The sequence below is a fragment of the Burkholderia sp. MSHR3999 genome (assembly GCF_000833595.1).
GTDB classification, from domain to species: domain Bacteria; phylum Pseudomonadota; class Gammaproteobacteria; order Burkholderiales; family Burkholderiaceae; genus Burkholderia; species Burkholderia ubonensis.
The window spans coordinates 886,836-910,137 of the sequence record NZ_JRFO01000007.1 but is presented as its reverse complement, the minus strand read 5'-3'; the positions used below and the strand labels follow the sequence as shown (position 1 = coordinate 910,137).

Sequence of the window (23,302 nt, the reverse complement as noted above, 5' to 3'; positions counted from 1 at the left end):
CGCGGGCCGCTACGTGCTACGTTCGCCGTCCCGTATCCCCCGCGGGCGGCGCGCCGTTCCCGCTCGCCGCTTCGAGATAGTTCAGCAGCCGGTACGGCGTCAGCGGCTTCGCGCAATGCGCGTCGAAACCCGCTTCCTTCGCGCGCTCGCGGTCACGCGTCGACGCGAACGCGCTGCACGCGACGAGCAGCATGTCGGCGGTGCGCGGATCGTCGCGCAGGCGTTGCGCGATCTGCAGGCCGCTGAGCCCCGGCATCGCGATGTCGAGCACGACCGCGAACGGCTGCCAGTCGCGCGCGACGTCGCAGACCGCGAACGGATCGTCGACGACCCGGCACGCGAAGCCGCGGGCCTCGAGCAGCAGGCGCAGCGCGTCCGCCGCATCGCGATAGTCGTCGGCCACCAGCACGCGGCGCGGGCGCGCCGGCACACTGTCGGGCGAGCGCCACAGCAGTACGTCGTCGTCGCTACGTTGGATAGTCATTCGACAAACTCCTGTATCGTCGTGCGCGTCAGCGCGCGCCGACCTTGTGCACGAGCGCCTGCGCCGCCGCCAGGTGGCGCATGAGGGTCGGCAGCGCCCCGCTCGCGAACGCGCGCAGATCGGGGTCGCGGCCGTTGTGCGCCTCGTCCTCGAACAGCCGGATCGCGTGACGATGCGCGTCCGGCCCGGCCACCGCGACATAAGCGGCGTCGAACGCCGGGCCGTTCCGGCCGCGCAACGCCTCGACGTCAGGATCGACGATCTGCACGGTCTGCACCGGCAGGCCCTTGCGCGCGCCAAGCCCGCGCAGCCTCGCGTTCAGGGCGCCGTAATCGGCGACCATCCGCTTCGCGAACGCGCGCACGTCCGGCGACGCGGCTTTCTCGAGCGCGAGCTGGCTCGCCTGCACCTGGCGCTTGCCGGCCTGCCCCGCGGTGTCGACGAATTCCGCGTCGATGCCCTGCGGGCGTTTCGTGATCTGCGTATCGTCAGGCCCCGACGCGGGCCGAATCACGTCGGGCGTTGCGCGCGTACCCAACACCGGCGACGCGGGCGCCGCGCCCGACGTTTGCGCGAGCGTGACGGCCGGCGCGAGCAACGCGCCGGCGGCGCACGCCGCGATCGTCCAGATACTCGGTCTCATCCACGACCTCCTCGTCATTTCTTGCGCGGCGTCGGCAGCCGGCCCAGCTCTTTCGACACCGCCGCCGGCGTGCCGTATTCCCGCTCGGGAATGCGCATGAGCAGGTCGAGCACGTCGCGGCTCGCATGCGCGTGTTCGGCGCATCGGACGAGGTCCGCCTTGCCGGCCGGGTAAACCATCCCCTTCAGCGCCTTCTGGATCTCGATCGGGCTCGGCGGCTTGCCGCTCGCACCCGCGTCGTGGCCCTGCTGCACCGGCTCGTCGTCAAGGACGTGCGCTTGACCGGGTTCGTGAACGCCATGCAGATGCGATGCCATCGCGGGTTCTCCCGAAAAATTGAAGGGAAAACGGGATCGCGCGGCGCGCCTGCGGGTGTGCCGTGCCGGCGGTCGCCGTCATTTCGCGCGGATCGCGAGCTGGTCGCTCACGCCCCGCACGCCGTCGAGCTGTCTCACGATGTTGACGGCGGCTTCACGCTGGCTCCGGTCCGGCACGCTGCCGGTCAGCACGACGTCGCCGCGCCGCGTCGTGACGTGAATGTCGCCGGACGACAGGGCTTCCTTGCCGGCGAGCGCCGCCTTGGCCTTGACCGTGATGGCCGTGTCGCGAAGCTCCGTGCCGGCGGCCGCCAGCAGCGCCGACAGGCTGCCGTCGCCCGCCGCCATCGCGCGCGGCGCGACGCCGCAAACGATCGCCGTCAGGACGACGGCCGCCACGCACGGCCGTTTCACCGCGCGGCGCGCCGGCCGGCCGGACCGGGCTCGCCACTGTGCCGCGTTCATCGTGACCTCCATGCTTCGTGCCGGCGTCGTGCCGGCCATGTCACGAGGGCGCAAGATTCGTGCCGCGCGCGGGATGCGCGCCGCCACGGCGCGGGTCACGCGCCGCGTTGTAAATATTTCAGTACTCGGCTCACGCGCGGCGGCCGCCGGTCGCGCGGGCGATCGCCCGCGCGAGCTGCCGGACGTCGACCGGCTTGCGCAGATAGCCGTCGAAGCCGGCGGCGAGCACGCGGCGCTCGTCCGCCTGCCCGACATGCGCGGTGACCGCCAGCACCCGCACGCCGGCCAGCCCGCGCGCGACGTCGCGGCGCAGCGCGTCGAGCAGCCAGTAGCCGTCGCCGTCCGGCATCGCGAGATCGGACAGCACGACGGTCGGCCGCATCCCGGCCGCTTTCGCGAACGCCTCGCGGCCGGACGACGCGACGTCGACCGCCGCGCCGAGCGTCCTCAGCGCGGCGGCCAGGCTCACGCGGGTCGTCGCGTCGTCGTCGACGAGCAGCACGCGCTGCGCGTCGAGCATCGTCGCCTCGCCGTTGCCGGCGGGCTCGACCGCCCCCCACGCCATCGGGCCGGCCGGCTGCCACCCGGTGGGCAGCGTCACCGTGAACGTGGCGCCGCGATGGCGTCCCGCGCTGTCCACCGTCACCGTGCCGCCGTGCAGCTCGGCGATGTGGCGGACGATCGACAGCCCGAGGCCGAGGCCGCGGCGCGACGACGCCGGCGAATCGTCCGCGCGGCGAAACGCGTCGAACACGTGCGGCACGAATTCCGGCGCGATGCCCTGCCCCGTGTCCGCGACACTCAGCTCGGCGTGCCCGTCCTTGCGCGCGAGGCGGATCGTCACACGTCCGCCGCGCGGCGTGAACTTCAGCGCATTCGACAGCAGGTTCGACAGCATCTGCCGCAGCCGCTCGCCGTCGCCCGACACCACGCACGTGTCGAGCGCGCAGTTCGTATCGAGCGCGATGCCGTCCGCCGCCGCGGCCGAGCGGAACGCCCCCACGACCTCGCCGACGATGCGCACGAGATCGACCGGCATCGCATCGATTCGCAGCTTGCCGGTCGCCAGCGACGATGCATCGAGAATGTCGCCGACCATCCGCGTCAGCGACCGCGCACTGCGATCGATCGCGTCGATCGCCTGCCGCTGCAGCGCCTGGTCGCCGGAATGGCGCAGCACCTCGACCCAGCCGTAGATCACGTTGAGCGGCGTGCGCAGCTCGTGCGACACGGTCGCGAGCAATTCGTCCTTGAGCCGGTTCGACGTGTCGGCCTGCTGCCGCGCGTCGCGCGCGCCGCGCAGCGAACGCTGGGTGCGCCGGTCGCGCCGCCGCTGCTCGTCCGATGCGCGCAGCGTCAGCGACAGCGCGACGCGCTCGCGCGCGTCATCCCGCGCCCCGCCTCGCGCCGGGCTTGCGCGGACCGTCGCGCGAAACCGCGAGCCGTCGCGGCGCACGCACAGGCAATCGGTCGGAACGAGGTCGTCGCGCCTGTGGCGCGACCCGTCGGCCAGCGGATGACGACGCCACCAGCGCGCCGCCACCAGGATCGCGACGTCGCGCCCGAGCGCCTCGTGCGCGTCGTAGCCGAACATCCGCTGCGCGGCGGGATTCCAGCTGACGATGCGGCGCGCCGCATCGACGCCGACGAGCGCATCGGGCGACGCATCGACGACGGCACGCAAGGTCCGGCTCGCGTCGGCGCGGACCCGCTCCATGCGCGCGTCGCGCAGCAGCATCACCGCGCCGTCGACGTTGCCGTCCGCGTCGCGTATCGGCGCCGCGATCTCGACGATCGGCACCAGGTCGCCGCTGCCGGCCAGCCAGTGCCGGTCGCACATCGCGCCGGCGGCGCCGTCGAGCACGCGCTCGAGCGGCGTCGCCTGCACGCGGCGGCCCTGCGCGTCACACACGCGCAGCACGTCCTGCGCGCGCCGCCCGAGCGCATCGTCCAGCCGGCACCCGGCCAGCTCCGCGGCCGTCGCGTTGATGAACGTGAGCCGCCCGTCCGGATCGGTTGCGACCACCCCTTGCGGAAGCGACGCCAGCACGGTTTCGTCATGCCGCCGCTCGGCCGACTCGCGGTGTCGCTGCGCATCGCCCATGCGCCGCAGCGCCGACGCGATCGCGCAGGCGAGCGCGCCGACCAGCACGAAGGTGCCGAGCCGGACCAGCCGCTCGGCCAGCGTGCCCGTGTAGGCAGCGGGATCGGACAGGAACAGCATCCACGCGAGCGCCGCGCTGATCGCGGTCGCGAGCAGCCCGGCGCCGAACGACGTCATCCAGGCGGCGCCCGCGAGCATCGGGTAATACAGCAGCAATGGCAGGTTGACGCCGCCGAACCGGACCGCGATCGCCTGCAACACCGTTGCGATCGCAACCATCACGATCGCCATCGCGCAACGCTTGATCCGGCCGCGTTCGATGCGGATCATCGCAGCGGCTCCCGGCGGCGCGCGAAGCGATGCGAGCGGCACGGACGGGAACGCGCGCGCCGCCGCATCACGTATCCGGCTCGTCGGCCGCGTCGTCGCCCGCGTCTTCAAGCCGCGCGAGCCGGTTGTAGATCGTCTTCAGGCTGATGTCGAGCACCTCGGCGGCCTGCGCCTTCACGCCGCCGCACTGCGCGAGCGTGCCGAGAATGACGCGCCTGTCGACTTCCTCGAGCGTCGTGCCGAACGGCACCGTGACGCGATCGTCGTGCGCTTCGCCGGCGACCGATGCTTCCTCCATGATCGGCGGCGGCAGCGTGTCGATCACGTCGCCGTCGCTGAAGATGCTCGCGCGCTGCACGAAGTTGCGCAGCTCGCGCACGTTGCCGGGCCAGTCATACTCCCTCAGCGCGGCGAGCGCGGCCGGCGCGAAGCGCACGTGGCGGCCGCTCTCTTTGTCCAGCTCGCGCAGGAACGCTTCCGCGAGCATCGGGATGTCGTCGCCGCGCTCGCGCAGCGGCGGCAGCGCGATCGGAAACACGTTGATCCGGTGATAGAGATCCGCGCGCAGCTTGCCGAGCGCCATCGCCTCGTCCGGATCGCGGTTGGTAGCGGCGATGATGCGCACGTCGACGTCGATCTCGTGCGGGGAGCCGAGCCGCGTCAGCCGGCCCGTTTCCAGCACGCGCAGCAGCTTGACCTGCGACTCGACCGGCATTTCGGTGATCTCGTCGAGGAACAGCGTGCCGTTGTCGGCCCGCTCGAAGAAACCCTTGTGCTGGCGATCGGCGCCGGTGAAGCTGCCGCGGTCGTGGCCGAACATCTCGCTCTCGACGAGGTTCGCGGCGATCGCGCCGCAGTTGATCGCGAGGAACGGGTCGCGCCGCCGCAGGCTCAGGTCGTGGATCGTCTGCGCGACGAGCTCCTTGCCGGTGCCGGATTCGCCCGTCAGCAACACGGACGCCTCGGTGCCGGCGACGCGGCCGATCGCGTCGTACATCGCCTGCATCGGCGGCGAACTGCCGAGCATCCGCCCGAACCGGCCGAGCCGCTTCAGCTCCGAACGCAGCTCGTCGATCTCGGCATGCAGCACGCCGGTGCGCGGTACGCGCGCGAAGATGCTGTGCAGGCGCTGCATGTTGATCGGCTTCACCAGATAGTCGGTCGCGCCGCGCCGCAGCGCGTCGATCGCGGTCTCGAGACTCGCGTGGCCGGTCGTCAGCACCATTTCGCAGTGCGATTCTTTCGGCAATTCGTCGAACAGTTTCATGCCGTTGCCGTCGGGCAGCACGAGATCGCACAGCACGAGGTCCGGCGTGTGCGCGGACATCAGCGCGCGCGCTTCCTCGAGCGTGGCTGCCGCGTCGCACGTCAGGTGCTGCGCGTGCGCCAGCGCCGCGAGCATCGCGCGCGTGTCGGCGTCGTCTTCGACGATCAGGATGTAGGGCATCGATTCTCCGTTGCACACGCTGCGTCGCACGCTGCAACTGTCACGCTTCGCAATGCGAGGCGGTTCTGGACCGACCGCCGCCGCGGCCGATGGGACAGCCGGCCGCCGCACCCGCGGCGATCGGCTCGAGAAGAAGACTTTCCTCCCGTCAACGCTTTCAGTATAGGAAACGACGCTACGCTGTCAGCCGTTATCGATAATTACTATCCGGTGGCTACGGGCACATTGCAAGATTCAATTCCCCGCTCGGTTGAATTCGCTACGCTAGTGAAAGCGAAAGTGATTCCGTACGCAATTCTTCCGATTTCATCGCAGCGCATTTGTCGCGCGCCTCTTTCGGTACAGCGAGCCATCGATGTCGAATCGCGGAAAAGAGAACCAGCAGCTGTTCGGCGATTCGCGTCCGATACGCGCGTTGCTGAACAAGATCGAGAAAGTGGCGGCCACGCGCGCCAGCGTGCTGATCGTCGGCGAAAGCGGCGTCGGCAAGGAGATTGCCGCGCGGCTCGTGCACGATCTGAGCTCGCGCCGGCGCGCGCCGTTCGTGCCCGTCAATTGCGGCGCGATTCCGTCCGATATCGCCGAATCGCAATTGTTCGGACATGAGAAAGGCAGCTTCACGGGCGCGGCCTCGCAGCATGTGGGCTTTTTCGAAGCCGCGCGCGGCGGCACGCTGTTTCTCGACGAAATCGCCGAAATGCCGTGCGAACTGCAGATCAAGCTGTTGCGCGCGCTCGAATCCGGCACGATCACGCGCGTCGGCGGCATCGATGCGATTCCGCTCGACGTGCGCGTCGTCGCGGCGACGCATCACGATCCGGCCGAAGCGATTCGCGACGGGCGGCTGCGCGAAGACCTGTTCTATCGCATCGCGGTGTTCGCGCTGGGCGTGCCCGCGCTGCGCGAGCGCGAGGACGACGTCGCGGCCATCGCCCAGGACCTGGTCGACGGCCTGAACGCACGCCATCACACGCGCAAGCGGCTGTCGGGCCAGGCGTTGCGCGCGCTGCGCAGCTATTCGTGGCCGGGCAACGTGCGCGAGCTGCGCAATACGATCGAGCGCGCATTCATCCTCGCCGACGAGCAGATCGACATTCATCCGCCGCGCCGTGCGCCGGCGTGCGACGAGGTGCACGAAAGCGCGATCACGCTGCCGCTCGGCGCGACGCTCGCGCATGCGCAGCAGCGCTTCATCGTCGCGTCGCTCACGCATTTCGGCGGCAACAAGCCGCTCACCGCGAAGGCGCTCGGCATCAGCCTCAAGACGCTCTACAACCGGCTCGCGCTGATGCGCCAAACCGATCGCGACCCTGCGAACCTGCGTTGAGCAGACAAAAAGCCGCCGTCGCTTCAAGGCGCTCTGCGGCGCGCGACGGCGGTCAATATCTGCAATTCGTTGAAGTTTTTGCGTGTCATGCCCCCGGATGCGCGGGCGCTGTTGCAATGCGCCCGTTCGTTGTGCCGGATGCAAGGCCGGCGCGCCCGCGTCGCGTGCTCTCACGCGCGACATGTCCATCGCGGACCGCGCCGGACGTTGCATTCCTCCCGGTCCCGGCCAATCATCCCTAGCCGCCGCTCGCTCCCGGCGCGGACGCCGCGCCTCCCGGTGCGGACATGGCGCCGCCCGGTGCGGACGTCGCGCCTCCCGGCGCGGTCGCGCCGCCACTCATGCCGCCGCCCGCCGCTGCGCCGCTGCCGGGCGTGCCGCCGCCCGGAGGCGTGGCCGGGGCAGGCGCCATGCTACTTGACGAAGTCGCGTTCGAATCCGTTGCGTTTTCGCTGCGCTTCGAACATCCCGCGCCTGTCGCGAAGCCGGCCGCGACGAGGCCGACGACGAGCGCGCGCCACACGATACGAAATGAATCACCTTGCATGACACCTCCCGTGTTGTAGGAAACGGCACACCAGGACCCGCAATTCCCGTGCCACATGGATCATGCGCGGGTCATGCGCGTCACGCGCGGGCGCCGGTCCGGTTCCATTCATATTCCAAATGCCATTCACCCGAATATTTAATTTCCCATTGCCGCGCCCGCCGCCCATACTCGCGGACGAATCCGGCTAATGACATCCGCGGCATCCGGGCCCGAACCGCGCGCACGCGCCGCACGCGCTCGCGCCCCACATGGAAGGAGACCTCGGCGTGCCACCTGAAGCCACTCGCCGCGCCGGCCTCGCGCGCCGCTTTGCATCATGTTTCGGCCGCTCGCGATGCAGGACGACCTAGACGCGAACCGGCCGCACGACGCGGCCGCCGGCGTGCTCGAGGCGCTCGACGCGCGGCTGATGCGGCTCCTGCTCGTGCTGCTGACCGAGCGCACGGTGTCGCGCGCGGCGGTGCGCCTGAATCTGTCACAGCCGGCGACGAGCGCGGCGCTCAAGCGCTTGCGCACGCTGCTCGGCGATCCGCTGCTGGTGCGCAGCCGCTACGGGATGGTGCCGACCGAATTCGGCGCGCGGCTCGTCGAGCCGCTGCGCAACGCGCTGCGCGTGATCGACTTCATCCGCCACCAGCAGCCGAGGTTCGACGCGCGCACGTCGGTGCGCACCTACCGGATCGGCTGCCCCGACTACCTGAACGTGCTGTTCGTGCCGAAGCTCGTCGCGCTGTTCCGCGAGCACGCGCCGCACGCGACGCTGGTGTTCCATCCGCTCGGCGACGGCTTCGACGCCGAACGCGCGCTCGCCGACGGCGAGCTCGACGTCGTGATCGACAACCGCCCCGCCCGTGCGTCGCGATTCCGGCAGGACGACCTGTTCGACGACCGCGTCGTCTGCCTGATGCGCGCCACGCACCGGCACGCGAAGCGCGGGACGATGACGGCCGCCGACTACGCGCACGCGCCGCAGCTGTGCCCGACGCCGTCGTGGCTCGAAGCGTCCGGCGCGATCGACCGGCAGCTCGAACACGTCGGCCTGCGGCGCCGGATCGCGGTCACGCTGCCGCATTTCGAGCTCGCCGCGCATACGCTCGTCCGCTCGGACCTGATCCTCACGACCACGGTGCGCCTCGCGCGGCATTACGCGAAGCTGCTGCCGCTCGCGATCGTCGCGCTGCCGGCCCAGCCGCCGGACATCGTCTACCGGATGACGTGGGACGAAGCCGGGCCATGCGTCGACGGCGTGCGCTGGCTGCGCGCGCTGATCGCGCAGGCGACGCGCGGCTGGCTGGACGCCGACGCGGCGCTGCCGGCCGTCGCGGCGATCAGCGCGGCGGCGATGCAGGCTGCGCCGACCGAGGAAACCGCGCCGCGTCACGAGCGGCAACCCGAGCCGCGCTGCGGGAAACGACGCCCGGCAACCATCGCTCGCGCGGCGCGCGCGCATCGCGGCGCGCCGAAAACGCATTGATCGCGACGACCGGGCAGCAACGCGTGTGCAACGCATCGCGCGTCACTCCTGCCTCATCGGTTGCGCGAGCAACTTCATCACGACGACCGCGCCGACGAGCGCAAGCGCGCCGCTCAACACCAGCGCATCGGCAAACCCGCTCGCGAACGCCGCGGGCGCGGCCGCCGCGAGCGTCTTCGCCGCCTGCGGCGGCACGCGCTCGAGCGCGCGCGCCAGATCGCCGGCCAGCAGGCTCGACATGAACGGCGCATCGACGACGCGCCCAAGGCCGGGCGTCGCCGCGACCAGCCGGTCGAGCTGCACGTGCGCGCGCGCGGCGAGCACCGCGCCGAGCACGCCGACCGCCGTCACGATCGCGGAGAAGCGCGTCGTCGTGCTGATGCCGGACGCCATCCCGGTGCGGTGCGGCGGCACGCACGCCATGATCGCCTTCTGCGTGTCGCCGTTCATGACGCCGGCGCCGCATCCCGTCACGAACATCCCGAGCGCGACGAGGCGATAGTCGCCGCTCGCGGTGAGCGCCGCGGTCAGCAGGTTGCCCGCGCCGATCAGCGCGAGCCCGCCGGCCAGCACGCCGCCGGACGACACGCGCGCCGCCAGCGCCGCGCCGAACGACGGCCCGACGATCATCGCGAACGCGAACGGCAGCATGCCGAGCCCCGCGTCGATCGCCGACATGCCGAACGCGTTCTGCAGGTAGAGCGGCAGGAACGTCATCATCACCTGCGCGCACGCCGCGTAGCCGAACATCGCCAGCACCGCGCCGACGAAGCGCGGCGCGCGGAACAGCGCGAGGTCGATCATCGGCCGCGCCTGCCAGCGCTCCGCCGCGACGAAGCCCGCGAACAGCGCGGCGCCGAGCGCAAAGCGGCCGAGCGTGCCCGGCGACAGCCAGCCGTGCGACGGCGCGTCGATCCCGCATGCGAGCGCCGCGCCGAACAGCAGGCTGCCGACGATGTCGACACGCTTCGCGTGCGGATCGCGCGACTCGTCGATCGCGACGCGCGCGCCCGCGGCCAGCAGCGCGCACGCCGGCAGGTTGAGCAGGAACACCCAGCGCCAGCCGATCCACTGCGTGATCGCGCCGCCGACGAGCGGCGCGATCGCGGTCGCGACGCCCATGCACATCCCCCACACCGCCCACGCGCGCGTGCGCTCGCGCCCTTCCGGAAAGCGGTTCGCGATCACCGCGAGCGCCGCCGTCAGCAACAGCGCCGCGCCGCCGCCCTTGACCGCGCGCGCGGCGATCAGCCAGCCTGCCGACGGCGCGAGCCCGCAGCCGAGCGACGCGACGAAGAAGATCGCGAGGCCCGCGGCCAACATCCGCTTGCGGCCGAAGCGGTCCGCGAGCCCGCCGGCGGGCAGCAGGCACGCGGCGAACGCGGTCATGTACGCGCTCACGACCCACTCGACGTCGGCGAAGCTCGCGTGGAAGCTGCGCGCGATGCTCGGCAGCGACACGGCGACGACGTTGGTGTCGAGCACGATCAGCGAACAGGTCGCGGACGCGACGGCGAGCGTCGCGGCGGCGGGCAGGCGGACGGCGGCGCGCCGCGTGGCCGGCGCCGGGGAGGACTGGGACATCGGGGGCTCCGGAACAGGAAGGACGAGCCCTATGCTAGGCTTCGCCCGTATTGCCCGTCATTGATATTCCCACGCAGTTTTATTGACGATTTCCGCAATCATGGACCGCCTCGAATTCCGTCATGTCCGCGCGTTCCTCGCCGTCGCGCGCCATCTCCACTTCGCCCGCGCGGCCGACGAACTCGACATGGCGCCGCCGGCGCTCACGCGGCAGATCCAGGAAGCGGAACGGCTGCTGGGCGTGCGCCTGTTTCACCGGTCGCGGCGCGCGGTCGCGCTGAGCGCCGCGGGCGAGGCCTACCTCGGCGAAGCGAGCGCCGCGCTCGAGCACCTGCAGCGCGGCCGCGAGCTCGCGGCGCTGGCCGAGCGCGGCGAGCTGGGGCGGATCGAAGTCGGCTACGTGTCGTCGGCGGTCTATTCGGGCACGCTGCAGCGCACGGTCGGCGCGTTTCGCGCCGCGCATCCGCGCATCGAGCTCAACCTGCGCGAGGTGCCGATGGACGACGTCGCGAAGCAGATCGACGCGGGCCGGCTCGACGTCGCCTACGTGCGGCCGCCGATGCCGCTGCCCGGCGAACTGCGCACCGTCACGCTGCAGCGCGACGTGTTCGTCGCGGCGGTGCCGGCCGATTCGCCGTTCGCCGCGATGGCGACGATCAAGGCCGCCGCGCTGGCCGGCGCGCGCTTCGCGGTGCCCGAGCAGGAACTCGGCACGCTGGAAGTCGCGCGACGCGGGCGCTTCGCGCCCATGATCGCCGCGCGCCCGGGCGGGCTGCTCGCGGTGCTGGCCTGCGTGTCGGTGAACGGCTGGGTCGCCGTGATTCCGGACGCGCTCGCCCGCTGCGTGTCGCTGCCGGGCGTCGTCTACCGGCCGCTCGCGGGCAAGCCAATCACGTCCGAGCTTGCGCTCGCGTGCCGGCGCTTCGAGAAGGCGCCCGCCGTGCGCGCGTTCCTGCGGAGCGTGGCGCGGGCCGAATGATGCGGATGAGCGCCGGGCGGCGTTCGCGCGGCGGCGGCCCGGCGCGCGACATGCCGTTCGAGCCTGTTGTAATAGAATTCACGACGCCCGTCCCACCGCCCCGCAGAGGCGGCCGACGAATCCGAGAACCCCTCCCTGAACCCGTCGAATGAGCACCGACACCGCGACCATCACGACCTGCCCTGTCCGCAAGCGTCTGGCCTTGCGCCGCAAATACTGGAAGTTGCCGGATGCCGGCGTCAATCATTGGCTGGACATTCAACGCGACCCATTGAAGTGGCTGGCCGACATGCACCGGACCTCGCCCGATCTCGCGAGCCTGCGGATGGGTGTGAAGCAGCTCTGGTGCCTGTTTCATCCCGACGCGATCCGTGAACTGATGGTCTCCCATCGCGCCGACCTGCGCCGTTGGGAACCCAGCCTGTGCATCATGCGCCAGTGGAACGGGTCCAGTTTCATGATGAAGGAAGGCGAAGCGGCACGTCGTCAGCGCCAGACGGTGCGCCCGCATATTCAGTCGCCGGCAGTGCCAGAGATTCAGCGCATCGCCCGACACTGGTCGGCGCGGATCGTGCCGGGCCAGGTGATCGACCTGGATCTGGAAATGGCCGCCTACAGCGTCACGCTGGCCGGCCATGCGTTGTTCGACATCGATCTTGGCCCGAATGCGGTAACCATTGCGAAGGCCGTGCGTATCCTGTCGCGCGTCGCATTGCTCGAATCCAGCACGGGGCTGCCCCTTGGCCACTGGTTTCCGAGCAAGATGTGCCCGCGCAAGCGCTGGGCCCTCCGCGTGATGCGTGCGCAGATCGAGCAGGTCGCACAAGAATCGCAACGCCCGCTGGCCATGCATCGCGACGACCTCGCGACGCTGCTGATGGCCTCGCACCAGGCCACCGGCGCAACGCTGGCCTGGGCGCAACTGCTGCTGGCCCGGCATCCCGAGGTGCTGGCCGCGCTACGCACGGAGCTCGCCGCGATCGACTGGTCCGGCGTGAATCAATTGCAGGACCTGCACCGGGCTCCGTTGCTGCGCGCCGTGATTCAGGAAACCCTGCGCCTGTATCCGCCGGCTTATGCGCTGGTGCCGCGCCAGCTGTCGCGCGCGATGACCGTGTCGGGAACCCCGCTCAGGCGCGGCGATATCGTGATGATTTCCAGCTGGATCACGCATCGCGACGCACGCTGGTTTCCCGAGCCCGAGGCGTTCCGGCCCGAGCGATTCCTGGCAGCCCCGACCTGGCCGCAGGGTGCGTATTTTCCATTTGGCGTCGGCGATCGAGCCTGCCCCGGCACCGGAATGGCCATGATGGACCTGGCCGTATCGCTGGCTTACTGGATCGAGCACTGGGACATGACGATCGTGGGGCCGGTGACCCCGCAAGGCTGGTTCTCCCTTCGCCCCAAGAATGCCCGCGTGCGCCTGGAACCGCGCATGCGTGCCGATCGCGAGTCGAACGAGACGCCGCGTCGCTAGGGTCCGTTGCATACGGGACGAACGATATGGCATCGACGGCGGGGCCACTTGATCGTTCCTGCATCCTGTTCCCGCCGATGACGAGCACCGGCGCAACGGCCTCCGCACAAACCCGCGCATCCATGTTACGAATCGCCGTTTCCTGCGTAAAATGGCCGGCAACCTGCCACGCAATGCAGCGCCGACCGATCTTTCGGGGGAACGCATGTCCACGCACGCCAGAAAGCCGCTGGTATCGCTCGTCGTGCCGTTTCATGACGAAGACGAAGCGATCGGCGCATTCTTCGCCGCCACGCTGCCGATTCTCGATTCGATCGATTCGGCCCGCTTCGAGATCGTCTGCGTCAACGACGGCAGCCGCGACCGCACGCTCGACCGGCTGATCGCCGTCGCGGCCGGCGACCCGCGCGTGCGCATCGTCGACCTCACCCGCCGCTTCGGCAAGGAAGCCGCGCTCACCGCCGGCCTCGACGAGGCGGCCGGCGCCGCGGCGATCCTGCTCGACGCCGACCTGCAGGACCCGCCCGCGCTGATCCCCGCGATGATCGAGCACTGGCGCGCCGGCGCCGAGGTCGTCGCCGCGAAGCGCACCGACCGGATGTGCGATCCGTTCATGCAGCGCGCGGCCGCCGCGCTCTACTACCGCGTGCACAACGCGCTGTCCGAAGTCGAGATGCCGGAAAACGTCGGCGATTTCCGCCTGATGGACCGGCAGGTGATCGACGCGCTGCGCGCGCTGCCGGAACGGCGGCGCTTCATGAAGGGGCTGTTCGCGTGGGTCGGCTACCGCACCGCGATCCTCGAATACACGCGCGCGCCGCGCAGCGGCGGCCACTCGAAATTCTCCGGATGGCGGCGCTGGAACTTCGCGCTCGAAGGCATCACGAGCTTCAGCACCGTGCCGCTGCGCGTGTGGACCTACGTCGGCCTCGCGTTCGCGCTGCTGGCGCTCGCGTACGGCGCGTTCATCGTCGTGCGCACGCTGCTGTTCGGCAACCCCGTGCACGGCTATGCATCGCTGATCTCCGTCGTGCTGTTCATGGGCGGCATCCAGCTGATCGGCATCGGCGTGATCGGCGAATACCTCGGCCGCATCTACCACGAGTCGAAGCAGCGCCCCGTCTATCTCGTGCGCCGCCGCTACGGCGCCGACAGCCACGCGGACGCGCCGCCCGAGCGTCACGGCCACGCGCATCCGGCGTCGAAGCTGCTGCAGTTTCCGGTCAAGCGGGCCGCGGCCCAGCGCGCGGCCGCCCCGCGCCGCCGGCCGGCCGCGCCGGCGACGGCCGGTCACGCCGCCCGGAAGCTCTCGGCCAAATAGGAACCCCGCAAGCCCGCATGCCGCCCATGGACATCCCCCGACAATCGGCGCAAGCGGCGAACCGCCCCGTGCGCGCCTGGCTGACGCCCGCGCGGGTCGTCGCGTACAGCGCGTTCGTACTGGCGTTCTACGCGATCTTCCTGTCGATCTGGGCGTGGGTCGTGCATCACGGGCCCGTCGCGTCGCGCCCCGGCTCGGACTACTCGGTGTTCTGGTCGGCGTCCTACGTGATGCTGCATGGCGACCCGTCGCAGGCCTACGATTTCCCGACCTTCTCGCGGATGTCGGCCCGGATGTTCCCGCATTTCCACCGCGAGGGCTTTCTCGCGTGGCTGTACCCGCCCACCTACCTGATGATGGTGGCGCCGCTGTCGCTGCTGCCGTTCGCGGTCGGCTATCCGCTGTTCGTCGCGTTCGGCGTCGCGCTGCTCGGGGCCGCCGTCTGGCGCGTGTCCGGGCTCGCCGCGATTCCCGGCGCCGGCCCCCGCATGAAGCGCGTCGGCGCGTTCGCGCTGGTCGCGAGCCCATGCGTGTTCGTCACCGCGATGTTCGGGCAGAACGCGTTCCTGACCGCGGCGTGCGCGGCGCTGGCCGTCTGCTGGGCCGACCGCCGGCCCGCGTGGGCCGGCCTCTGCATCGGCCTGCTGTCGGTCAAGCCGCAGATGGCGCTGCTGTTTCCGTTCGTGCTGGTGGCCGCGCGCGCGTGGCGCACGTTCGCGTGGGCCGCGCTCGCGACGACCGGCTTCGCCGCGCTGAGCGTGCTGGTGTGCGGCGTCGAATCGCTGCGCCTGTTCGTGGCCAGCACGGGGCTCGCCCGCGCGCTGATCCTCGAGCACGGCATCGTGTTCTGGTTCGCGTCGCCGACGCCGTTCGCGGCGTTTCGCCTCGCGGGCCTGCCGGTGGCGGCCGCGTATGCCGCGCAGGCGTGCGTCGCCGCGATCGCGATCGCGGCCGCGTGCGTCGTGTGGGCGCGCTCGCGCGACCCGCGCCTGCGCGCGGCGGTGCTGATGGTCGCGACGCTCGCGTCGAATCCGTACGTGTGGCACTACGAGCTCGCGTGGCTCGGCGTCGCGCTCGCGTGCATGCTGGCGATCGGCTGGCGCGACGGCTGGCTGCGCGGCGAGCAGGCCGTGATCGCGCTGATGTGGGCGCTGCCGCTGTACGAATACCTGAACCCGGTGTTCCACGCGCCGCAGGTCGGGCCGGCCGTGACGCTGGGCGCGCTGCTCATGCTGCTGCGCCGCGCGCGGTCTAGGGTCTGTTCACATATGGAACGCGCGTGCGTTGCCACGAGAAGGGCCGCTCGCGAGGCGCGCGACGCCGCGAATACTGGACGTATTCGCAAGGAGCGCAACGCGGCGAGCGGCCCTTCTCGTGGCAACCCCAAATTTAAAAATACGTTCCACGGGAATGCCCGAAATCGCCCGCATGGCGGCGTCGCGCGTCGCTTGTTTGGCTCGGCCAAACGGCGCTCCTTGCTCCTTGCCCTGCGGGCGATTTCGGGCATTCGCACGCGCGTTCCATATGTGAACAGACCCTAACTCACAACGCGAGCCTCGGCGGCGAATACACGCCGTAATACGGCCCGACGCCGCTCGCGACACCGGTCATCTTGACGCCGGCGACGAAGTGGCCCTGGATGTACTTGTAGGTGCCGCCGAGCGACACGTCGATGTGAAACGCCGCGAACGCGACAACCGGAACGTAGGTGCTGGTGGCCGTCTGCGTGACGACGGGCAGCACCACCGTCGTGCCGACCGGCACCGACGTGTAGAGCGTGGCCTTCACGCCGGTGGCGAGCCAGATGGAGTCGCCGATGTTGAGCTGCGCGGGATTGCCGTTCACCATCAGGCCCGCCATCGTCGTCACGTCGTTCGCGGCCGACTGGAACGACGTCCACTGCCCGCCCACGCACGATGCGCCGTAGGTCTGGCCGTTCGTGATGATGAATTCGTACGGCAGGCCCGTCAGCGGATTGATCAGCGGCTGGTTGGTCGCCGCATTCCAGTACTGGTTGTACACGCACTGGTCGATCGCGACCGGGAACAGGCCGCCGGCCGCCACTCCGCCGGGCGCCGCCAGCACCGCCACCGCGGTCGCGCTGCCGGACGCGCCGGGAATCCCGAGCAGGCCGCCGAGCAGCAGCGGAATCATCCCGCCGTTCACGCCCGGCGCGCGCGACACGGTGACCTGCACCGCCGGCGCGTCGTAGGTGCCGGGCGTGATGGTGGCCGCCTGCATCGTCGCGGGGCTGCGCCCCAGGTTCCAGTAGCCGGCGGCGATCGTGCCGGTCGACAGCGCGCTGCCGGCCGCCGCGTTCTGCGCGACCGCGCCGCTCGCGGCCGTCGCCGCCCGCGACCAGTTCAACGCGCCGCCGCTCGGCGACATCAGCGCGTCCGCCCCCGCAATCGCGGCCGCGTCGGCGGCGTTCTGCAACTGGTTGCGGACCACCGCCACCCACGCGACGTCGATCGCCAGCGCGCCGAACATCAGCAGCGGGATCAGGAACAGCAGGAAGAACAGCGCGACCGAGCCGCGCTGCCGCGCGGATGCGGGTTCGTCGCGGCCCGCGTCATTCATAGAGCATCACCGAAGTCGCCGACACCGTGACCGGGCCGGTCAGCGCGCTGAACGCGGAGCCCAGCACGAGCCCCGTGTACGTGTAGGTCACGGTCACCGTCAGCGCGCTGCCCGACGTCGTGCCGTTCGCCTGGGTGACGTTCACGGTCGGCGTCGTCGCGGCGCCGCCGGTGATCAGGCTGTTCTGCGTGTAGTTGAGCGCGACGTTGGCGACCTGCGTCGTGGTCAGCATCGGCACGCGCACCACGACGCCCGCGCGCGCCGCCTCGCGGCTCGCGTTCGTGATGACCGCCTTGTCGCACAGGATCAGGCTCACGTCGATGATGCCGAGCAGCACCATCAGCAGGAACGGCAGCATCAGCACGAACTCGAGCGAGATGACGCCGCGCGCGTGGCGCTCGCCTGTCGCCCGGCGTGTCATTGTGCGGCTTCCGCGTCCGGCTGCGCGAGCGCCGGCCGCGCGCCTGCCGCGCTCCCGCGCGACCCGAGCCGCGCGCGCACCGCCTGGTAGAAGCGCAGGTTGTCGGCCACGGCCGACGCCGGCAGGTCGGCGGACAGCAGCTTCTTCGCCGAATCGGTGTTGCCGAGCACGCCGTACGCGAACGCGAGATTCTGGCGCGCCTGCCACGGCGCGTCGGGCAGCCCGGCGACGTCGAGCAGCACGTTCACGCCTTCGCGCGGCCGGTTGCCCAGCACGAGCGACAGGCCGAGATCGACGCGCAGCCCCTGCGCATCGGGATGCGCGCGCAGCGCTTCGCGATACACGGCCTGCGCATCCGCATGGCGCCCCTGCAGGTCGAGCACGGTGCCGAGCCCTTCGGCCGCGAGCGGATGGTTCGGCTGCGCGGCCAGCAGCGCGCGATACCGCTCGCCGGCCTCGTCGAGCCGGCGCTGCCGCAGCGCGACGCGCGCGAGCCCGAGCTGCGGGCCGAGCTCCGCCGGCGCCTGGCGCGCCGCTTCCGCGTAAAGGATGCGCGCACGCTCCAGGTTGCCGGTGCGGTAATTCACGTCGCCGAGCCCGACGCGCGCCGCGAGCGCATCGGGATGCGCGGCGAGCACCTTCTCGTACAGCGTCGCCGCGAGCTCGACGTTGCCGCCGGCCAGCGCGCTGTCCGCGATGCGCATCTCGGCCTGCGGATCGTCGCTCTTGTGCGACAGCACCGGCCTCGGCTGGATGCCCGGCGCGCCGCAGCCGGCGGCCAGCACCGGCAGCAGGGCCGCGAGCGCGAACGCGCGTGCGACGGATCGTGTCATCTGAACACCTCGAGCAGGCGGATCGCCGCCGGGCCCGCCGCGATCAGGCAAACCGTCGGCAGGATGAACAGCATCATCGGCAGCGTGATCTTCGGTGCGAGCTTCGCGGCCTGCTCCTCGAGCGCGACGATCTGCTCGGTGCGCTCGGTGCGCGCGAGCGTGCGCAGCGCCTGCGTGATCGGCGTGCCGAACCGCTGCGACTGCGTAAGCGTCGTCGCGAGCGAGCGCGCGGACGGCAGGTCGACGCGCGTCGCGAAATGGGTGAGCGTCGCGGCCACGTCGCCGCTCAGCGTCAGCTCGTCCGCGCACACCGACAGCTCGTCGGCGAGCGGCGGGCAGATGCGCGCCAGCTCGTGCGCGACGCGCCGGACGCCCGACGCGAGGCTGTTGCCGGCCATCGTGCAGATCACCAGCAGGTCGAGCGCATCCGGCAGGCACCCGGCGATGATCCGCCGCCGCCGCCGGATCATCGCGCCGAGCACGTACTCGGGCACGATCACGCCGATCACGAACGCGGCGACCATCGCCAGCGCGCGGATCACGAAGTACTCGCCGAGCCGCGGAATGTACGGGCTGAACACGATCGCGACGCACGCGAACAGCACGCCGGCGCTCAGCTTGATCCCGATCATCGACGACACCGCGCGGCGCTCGCGAAAGCCCGCGCGCGTCAGCTGCAGGCCGAGCTTCACGCGCTGCATCGGGTCGAGCACCGGCAGCCGCTCGCCGAGCTGCGCGAGCCGCCGCGTCACGTCCTGGCGGACGTCGCCCGGCTGCAGGAACAGCGCCGCCGGCGACGCCGCGCGCTGCCCGGCCGCCTGCCGCACGCGCGCGGCGATCCGCTTGCGCGTGCCGCCGCCGGGCGGCGCCAGCGCGAGCGCGACGCAGGCCAGCAACAGCAGCAGCAACAACAGCAGTTCAAGGCCGCGGGCGGCCAGCATCGACAGCGTCATCGCGCGGTCTCCATTCTCGAGATCTTGCGGATCACCAGCAGCCCGATCACGAGCAGCGCGGCCGCGATCGTCAGCATCGTATGGCCGGCGTGCGTCGTGAACAGCAGCATGATGTACGGGCGGTTCACGAGAAACAGCGCGCCGATCATCACGAACGGCACCGCCGAAATGATGTTCGTCGTGATTCGCCCTTCGGCGGTCAGCGCGCGGCTTTTCAGGCGGATGTCGCGGCGCGAGCGGATGATGCTCGACAGCTCGTCGAGCGTCTCGCCCAGGCTGCCGCCGGTTTCGCGCTGCAGCAGCAGGTAGACGGTGAAGAACGAGAAGTCCGCGATCATCAGCCGGTCCGCCGCCTGCGTCAGCACGTCCTTCAGGTCCGCGCCCACGCGCAGGCTGTCGCCCATCGTCCGGAATGTCGAGCGCACCGGCTCGGCCGCGCTGTCGCCGACCGTGCTGATTGCCTGCGTGACCGGAATGCCGGCGCGCACCGCCCGCACGATCAGGTCGATCGCATCCGGAAACGCTTCGAGGAAGCGCAGGCGGAAACGCCGGATCAGCGCGAGATAGCTGCTGCGCAGCGCGACGAGCGGCAGCCCCGCGTAGACGAACGGGCGCACGAACCCCGGCGGCTCGATCAGCTTCACCGCGACGAGCGCGGCGAGCGCGCCGGCGATCGTGCTGGCGATCACGATCCGCACGCCGCCGTCGCCGCTGACCGCGCGCACCCGCGACACGTAGCGCTGCAGCCATGCGCGCGCCCGGCTCTGCCGGCGCTCGAGGCTCAGCAGCGCGAGGCCGGAGCCGGCGGCCGCGCCCGCGTCGCCGCCCGCATGCGCCGGCGACAGGCGGCGCATCCGCGCGCGGATGCGCTGCGCCGGCCCGTTGCGCGCGCGCTCGAGCAGCGACGAGATCGCGAGCCCGATCCCGAGGAGCGCGACGAACGCGCAGGCCGCGAACAGGTCGGCGGCGCTCATTGCCGGAACACCTCGGCCAGCACGTCCTCGACGCCGTAGTACGCGGCGCGCGCGGCGAACGCCGGCCGCAGCGACGACGCCTCGAACACGCCCTTCACCGCGTCGCGCGTCGTGTCGCCGTCCTGGCGGAACGCGAACAGGTCCTGCGTGATGACCACCTCGCCTTCCATCCCGACGATCTCGGTGATCCGCGTGACGCGGCGCACGCCGTCGCGCATCCGCTCGACCTGCACGAACAGGTGCACGGCGCTCGCGATCTGGCGCCGGATCGACAGCAACTGCAGGTTCGCGTTCGCCATCATCACCATGCTTTCGAGCCGGCTGATCGCGTCGCGCGGCGAGTTCGCGTGGATCGTCGTCATCGAGCCGTCGTGGCCCGTGTTCATCGCCTGCAGCACGTCGAACGCCTCCGGCCCGCGGATCTCGCCGAGGATGATCCGGTCGGGCCGCATCCGCAGCGCGTTGCGCACCAGGTCGCGCTGCGAGATCCCGCCGAGCCCCTCGGTGTTCTCGGGCCGCGTCTCGAGGCTGACGACGTGCGGCTGCAGCAGCTGCAGCTCGGCCGCGTCCTCGATCGTCACGATCCGTTCGTGCTCCTCGATATGCTGCGACAGCGCGTTGAGCAGCGTCGTCTTGCCCGAGCCGGTGCCGCCGGAGATCACGACGTTCAGCCGGCACGTGCACGCGACCTTCAGCGCCTGCAGCATCGCGGGCGAGATGTTGCCCTGCTGCGCCATGCGCGCGAGCGTGATGTCGCGCTTCGCGAACTTGCGGATCGAGATCGACGGCCCGCGCATCGCGACCGGCGGCAGCACGACGTTCACGCGGCTGCCGTCGGCGAGGCGCGCGTCGACCATCGGGCTGCTCTCGTCGACGCGCCGCCCGACCGCCGCCGCGATCCGCTGCGCGACGCTCGTCACGTGCGCGTCGTCGCGGAACTTCAGCGTCGTGAGCTCGAGCCGCCCCGCACGCTCGACGTAGACCTGGTCGGGCCCGTTCACGAGGATGTCGGTCACCGTCTCGTCGGCGAGCAGCGGCTCGATCGGCCCGACGCCGAACATGTCGTTCAGGATCGCGTCGACGATCAGCACCTGCTCGCCGGCCGTGATCTTGAGCTGCTCGCGCTCCACCGTGTGCGCGGCCACCTGCTCGATGCCCGCGCGCACCTCGTCGCGCGTCTTCATCAGCGCCGCCGACATGTTCATCGACGCGAACACGGCCGCGCGGATCGCGTCGAACTTGCCGGACCGGATCAGCGCCTCGTGGTGGTCGGCCGCCGCGCGGGTCGGCATCGGCGCGGGCGCGGGCGGGCGCGGCGCGTTGATCGGCTCGGTGCGCTCGGCACGCTCGGCCGGCGCGGGGTCCGCCGGCGGCCGGTTGCGGGTGCCGAATTTCATCACGTGCCTGTCCTCCATTTGACGAACCGCGCATACCACGGCTCGGCCACGGCCATCGATTCGCCGGTGATGCCGTTCGCCATCTGCCGGATCTCGTCCAGGAAGCCGCGGCGCTTCGCGCTGTCGATCGGCTCGCCGAGGTTTTCCGCGACGGCGAGCGTCTGCGGCTCGTGCGGCAGCTCGCGCAGCTTCACGCTGCCGAACGCCTCCTCGAAATCGGCCGGCTCGACGCGCCCCGCCACCGGCGCGAGCGGATTGTTCAGCACCATCGACAGCAGCCGCTCGCCGGGCAGCTCCCGCGTGAAGCGCGCGAGCCGCGCGGCTTCGTAGGCCGCGTGCACCGACCGGTCGGCGACGATGTATACGAGATCGGACGCTTCGAGCGCATCCTCGAACAGCCGGCCGGCCCCGCTGCCGACGTCGAGCAGCACGTAGTGGAAGCGGTCCTTCAGCATGTCGACGAGGCCCGCGACGGCCGCGTCGCGCAGCGGCACGTCCGCGCCGTAGGCCAGCTCGGCCGACAACACGTGCAGCCGGTCGCCCTTCGTGACGAACATGCGCTCGAACAGCGCGTCGTCCGGCCGCTGCTCCATGTTCAGCAGCTCGATCAGGCCGTTGTTGCTCGACAGCCCGAGCATCGAGTTCGCGCCGCCGCCGTGCAGGTTCAGGTCGACGTACGCGACGCGCCGGCGCTTCTCGCCCGCGAGGCAGCGCGCGAGGCTCACCGCGATCGTGGTCGCGCCGACGCCGCCGCGCGCGCCGACGAAACTCACGGTCTTGCCGGTGCGCGCCTGCACGACCGACTCGGTGGCCGTCAGCGCGCGCCGCACCAGCTCGACCGTCAGCGGCTTGACGATGTAGTCCTGCACGCCGATGCCGAGCAGGTTGCGGAACAGCCCGACGTCGTTCTGCGTGCCGACCGCGACGACCCGCACCGACGGGTCGCACACCTCCGCGAGCCGCATCAGGTCCGACACCGGCAGCACCGAATCCGACACGTCGACGACGAGCTGGCGCGGCGAGCGCTCGTTCTGCTGCAGCAGGCGGATCGCGTCGTCGCACCCGCCGGGCTGCAGGTGCGCGCGCGTGATCGACAGATCCTTCGCGACGCGGCGGATCACGTCCTCGCTGCCCGGGTCGGACACGACCGCGACGAGGTCCGCCGCGCCGGCGGGGGCGGCACGCTTGGCATTCCGGCTGGCGAGGACTTTCATGGCGGCGTGAAAGAGGCGTAGGTGGGATCAGCGGCCGGGCGAGCCGGTCGTCGTCAGCGTCTTGCCCGGCGCCGGCTGCTTGACGCGATCCTCGACGTAGCGGCGCACCGCGCCGGCCGCCGCTTCCGCGTCGGCGCCGCCGTACGGCGCCGGCGCGACGAGATCCTCGGGCCGCGCGAGCATCGCCGCGAGGTTGCGATAGGTCGCGCAGCCGAACGGCACGCCCGCGCGCCCGAACCCCGCATCGACGAGATGCGACGGCTGCATCAGCTTCATGCAGTCGGGCGGCACCGCGCGCGCGCCGTCGAAGCCGATCGCGGTCGTATCGGGCAGGCTCAGCGGCGGCGGCGCCGACAGGCAGCCCGCGAGCGCCAGCGGCGTCAGCAGGCCCAGCGCGGCGACGGTCGTTCGAATTCGCATGAGCGCCC

19 protein-coding genes and 2 pseudogenes are annotated in these 23,302 nt (G+C 71.1%); 6 read left to right on the top strand and 15 right to left on the bottom strand.

The window, feature by feature from the left end; translation table 11 throughout:
• Positions 1-16: 16 nt before the first annotated feature.
• From KY49_RS27630 to KY49_RS27605, 6 genes are all read right to left on the bottom strand, one after another.
• Positions 17-484, bottom strand: coding sequence for a response regulator (locus KY49_RS27630; RefSeq protein ID WP_042587577.1), 468 nt, complete (start codon positions 482-484; stop codon positions 17-19).
• A 28-nt stretch (positions 485-512) separates the two neighbouring features.
• Entirely contained in the window at positions 513-1,127 is a 615-nt protein-coding gene (locus tag KY49_RS27625) for a DUF4142 domain-containing protein (RefSeq protein WP_042587576.1), read from the bottom strand.
• Positions 1,128-1,141: 14 nt separating this feature from the next.
• Positions 1,142-1,444, bottom strand: a complete 303-nt coding sequence (locus KY49_RS27620) for a DUF2795 domain-containing protein (protein WP_042587575.1) — start codon at positions 1,442-1,444, stop codon at positions 1,142-1,144.
• 78 nt (positions 1,445-1,522) lie between these two features.
• A complete protein-coding gene (locus KY49_RS27615) occupies positions 1,523-1,909 on the bottom strand; it encodes a BON domain-containing protein (protein ID WP_042588784.1) in 387 nt (128 codons plus the stop codon).
• Positions 1,910-2,039: 130 nt separating this feature from the next.
• Complete coding sequence (locus KY49_RS27610) at positions 2,040-4,343, bottom strand: hybrid sensor histidine kinase/response regulator (RefSeq protein WP_042588783.1); 2,304 nt, start codon at positions 4,341-4,343, stop codon at positions 2,040-2,042.
• A gap of 67 nt (positions 4,344-4,410) precedes the next feature.
• Positions 4,411-5,790, bottom strand: coding sequence for a sigma-54-dependent transcriptional regulator (locus KY49_RS27605; protein ID WP_042587574.1), 1,380 nt, complete (start codon positions 5,788-5,790; stop codon positions 4,411-4,413).
• 355 nt (positions 5,791-6,145) lie between these two features.
• Here KY49_RS27605 and KY49_RS27600 point away from each other — a divergent pair, with 355 nt between their 5' ends.
• Positions 6,146-7,117 carry a sigma-54 interaction domain-containing protein gene (locus tag KY49_RS27600; protein ID WP_042587573.1) on the top strand — a complete coding sequence of 324 codons (972 nt, stop codon included), beginning with the start codon at positions 6,146-6,148 and terminating at the stop codon, positions 7,115-7,117.
• 884 nt (positions 7,118-8,001) lie between these two features.
• The gene (locus KY49_RS27590; protein ID WP_042588782.1) at positions 8,002-9,141 is read left to right on the top strand and encodes a LysR family transcriptional regulator; all 1,140 of its coding nucleotides are present in this window, start codon (positions 8,002-8,004) and stop codon (positions 9,139-9,141) included.
• A 42-nt stretch (positions 9,142-9,183) separates the two neighbouring features.
• Here the strand turns inward: KY49_RS27590 and KY49_RS27585 are convergent, their stop codons facing one another.
• Positions 9,184-10,725 (bottom strand): MFS transporter, encoded by a 1,542-nt coding sequence (locus KY49_RS27585; protein ID WP_042587571.1) that lies wholly within the window; start codon positions 10,723-10,725, stop codon positions 9,184-9,186.
• A 100-nt stretch (positions 10,726-10,825) separates the two neighbouring features.
• On the opposite strand from KY49_RS27585, the gene KY49_RS27580 reads away from it, so the two are divergent.
• The 4 genes and pseudogenes from KY49_RS27580 to KY49_RS27565 form a co-directional block, all read left to right on the top strand.
• The gene (locus KY49_RS27580; RefSeq protein WP_042587570.1) at positions 10,826-11,704 is read left to right on the top strand and encodes a LysR family transcriptional regulator; all 879 of its coding nucleotides are present in this window, start codon (positions 10,826-10,828) and stop codon (positions 11,702-11,704) included.
• A gap of 148 nt (positions 11,705-11,852) precedes the next feature.
• The gene (locus KY49_RS27575; RefSeq protein ID WP_042587569.1) at positions 11,853-13,181 is read left to right on the top strand and encodes a cytochrome P450; all 1,329 of its coding nucleotides are present in this window, start codon (positions 11,853-11,855) and stop codon (positions 13,179-13,181) included.
• Between the two features lie 205 nt (positions 13,182-13,386).
• Positions 13,387-14,502 (top strand): glycosyltransferase family 2 protein, encoded by a 1,116-nt coding sequence (locus KY49_RS27570; RefSeq protein ID WP_042588781.1) that lies wholly within the window; start codon positions 13,387-13,389, stop codon positions 14,500-14,502.
• A gap of 26 nt (positions 14,503-14,528) precedes the next feature.
• Positions 14,529-15,761 (top strand): annotated as a pseudogene (locus tag KY49_RS27565) (glycosyltransferase family 87 protein); the annotation flags it as partial.
• A 283-nt stretch (positions 15,762-16,044) separates the two neighbouring features.
• On the opposite strand, the gene KY49_RS27560 reads toward KY49_RS27565, so the two are convergent.
• From KY49_RS27560 to KY49_RS27525, 8 genes and pseudogenes are all read right to left on the bottom strand, one after another.
• Positions 16,045-17,082 (bottom strand): TadG family pilus assembly protein, encoded by a 1,038-nt coding sequence (locus KY49_RS27560; protein ID WP_042587568.1) that lies wholly within the window; start codon positions 17,080-17,082, stop codon positions 16,045-16,047.
• Positions 17,075-17,503: a TadE/TadG family type IV pilus assembly protein gene (locus KY49_RS27555; protein WP_010097466.1), complete on the bottom strand. Its 429-nt coding sequence runs from the start codon at positions 17,501-17,503 to the stop codon at positions 17,075-17,077. Before KY49_RS27555 ends, KY49_RS27560 begins: the two co-directional genes overlap by 8 nt.
• On the bottom strand, positions 17,500-18,336 hold the full coding sequence (locus tag KY49_RS27550; protein WP_042587567.1) for a tetratricopeptide repeat protein: 837 nt from the start codon (positions 18,334-18,336) through the stop codon (positions 17,500-17,502). The genes KY49_RS27555 and KY49_RS27550 overlap by 4 nt, the downstream gene beginning before the upstream one ends.
• On the bottom strand, positions 18,333-19,289 hold the full coding sequence (locus KY49_RS27545) for a type II secretion system F family protein (RefSeq protein ID WP_042587566.1): 957 nt from the start codon (positions 19,287-19,289) through the stop codon (positions 18,333-18,335). The genes KY49_RS27550 and KY49_RS27545 overlap by 4 nt, the downstream gene beginning before the upstream one ends.
• Positions 19,286-20,263 (bottom strand): type II secretion system F family protein, encoded by a 978-nt coding sequence (locus KY49_RS27540; RefSeq protein ID WP_042587565.1) that lies wholly within the window; start codon positions 20,261-20,263, stop codon positions 19,286-19,288. The genes KY49_RS27545 and KY49_RS27540 overlap by 4 nt, the downstream gene beginning before the upstream one ends.
• Complete coding sequence (locus KY49_RS27535) at positions 20,260-21,660, bottom strand: CpaF family protein (protein WP_042588779.1); 1,401 nt, start codon at positions 21,658-21,660, stop codon at positions 20,260-20,262. Before KY49_RS27535 ends, KY49_RS27540 begins: the two co-directional genes overlap by 4 nt.
• Positions 21,660-22,874, bottom strand: coding sequence for an AAA family ATPase (locus KY49_RS27530; protein ID WP_042587564.1), 1,215 nt, complete (start codon positions 22,872-22,874; stop codon positions 21,660-21,662). The genes KY49_RS27535 and KY49_RS27530 overlap by 1 nt, the downstream gene beginning before the upstream one ends.
• 27 nt (positions 22,875-22,901) lie before the next feature.
• Positions 22,902-23,297, bottom strand: a pseudogene (locus KY49_RS27525) (CpaD family pilus assembly lipoprotein); the annotation flags it as partial.
• Positions 23,298-23,302 lie beyond the last annotated feature (5 nt).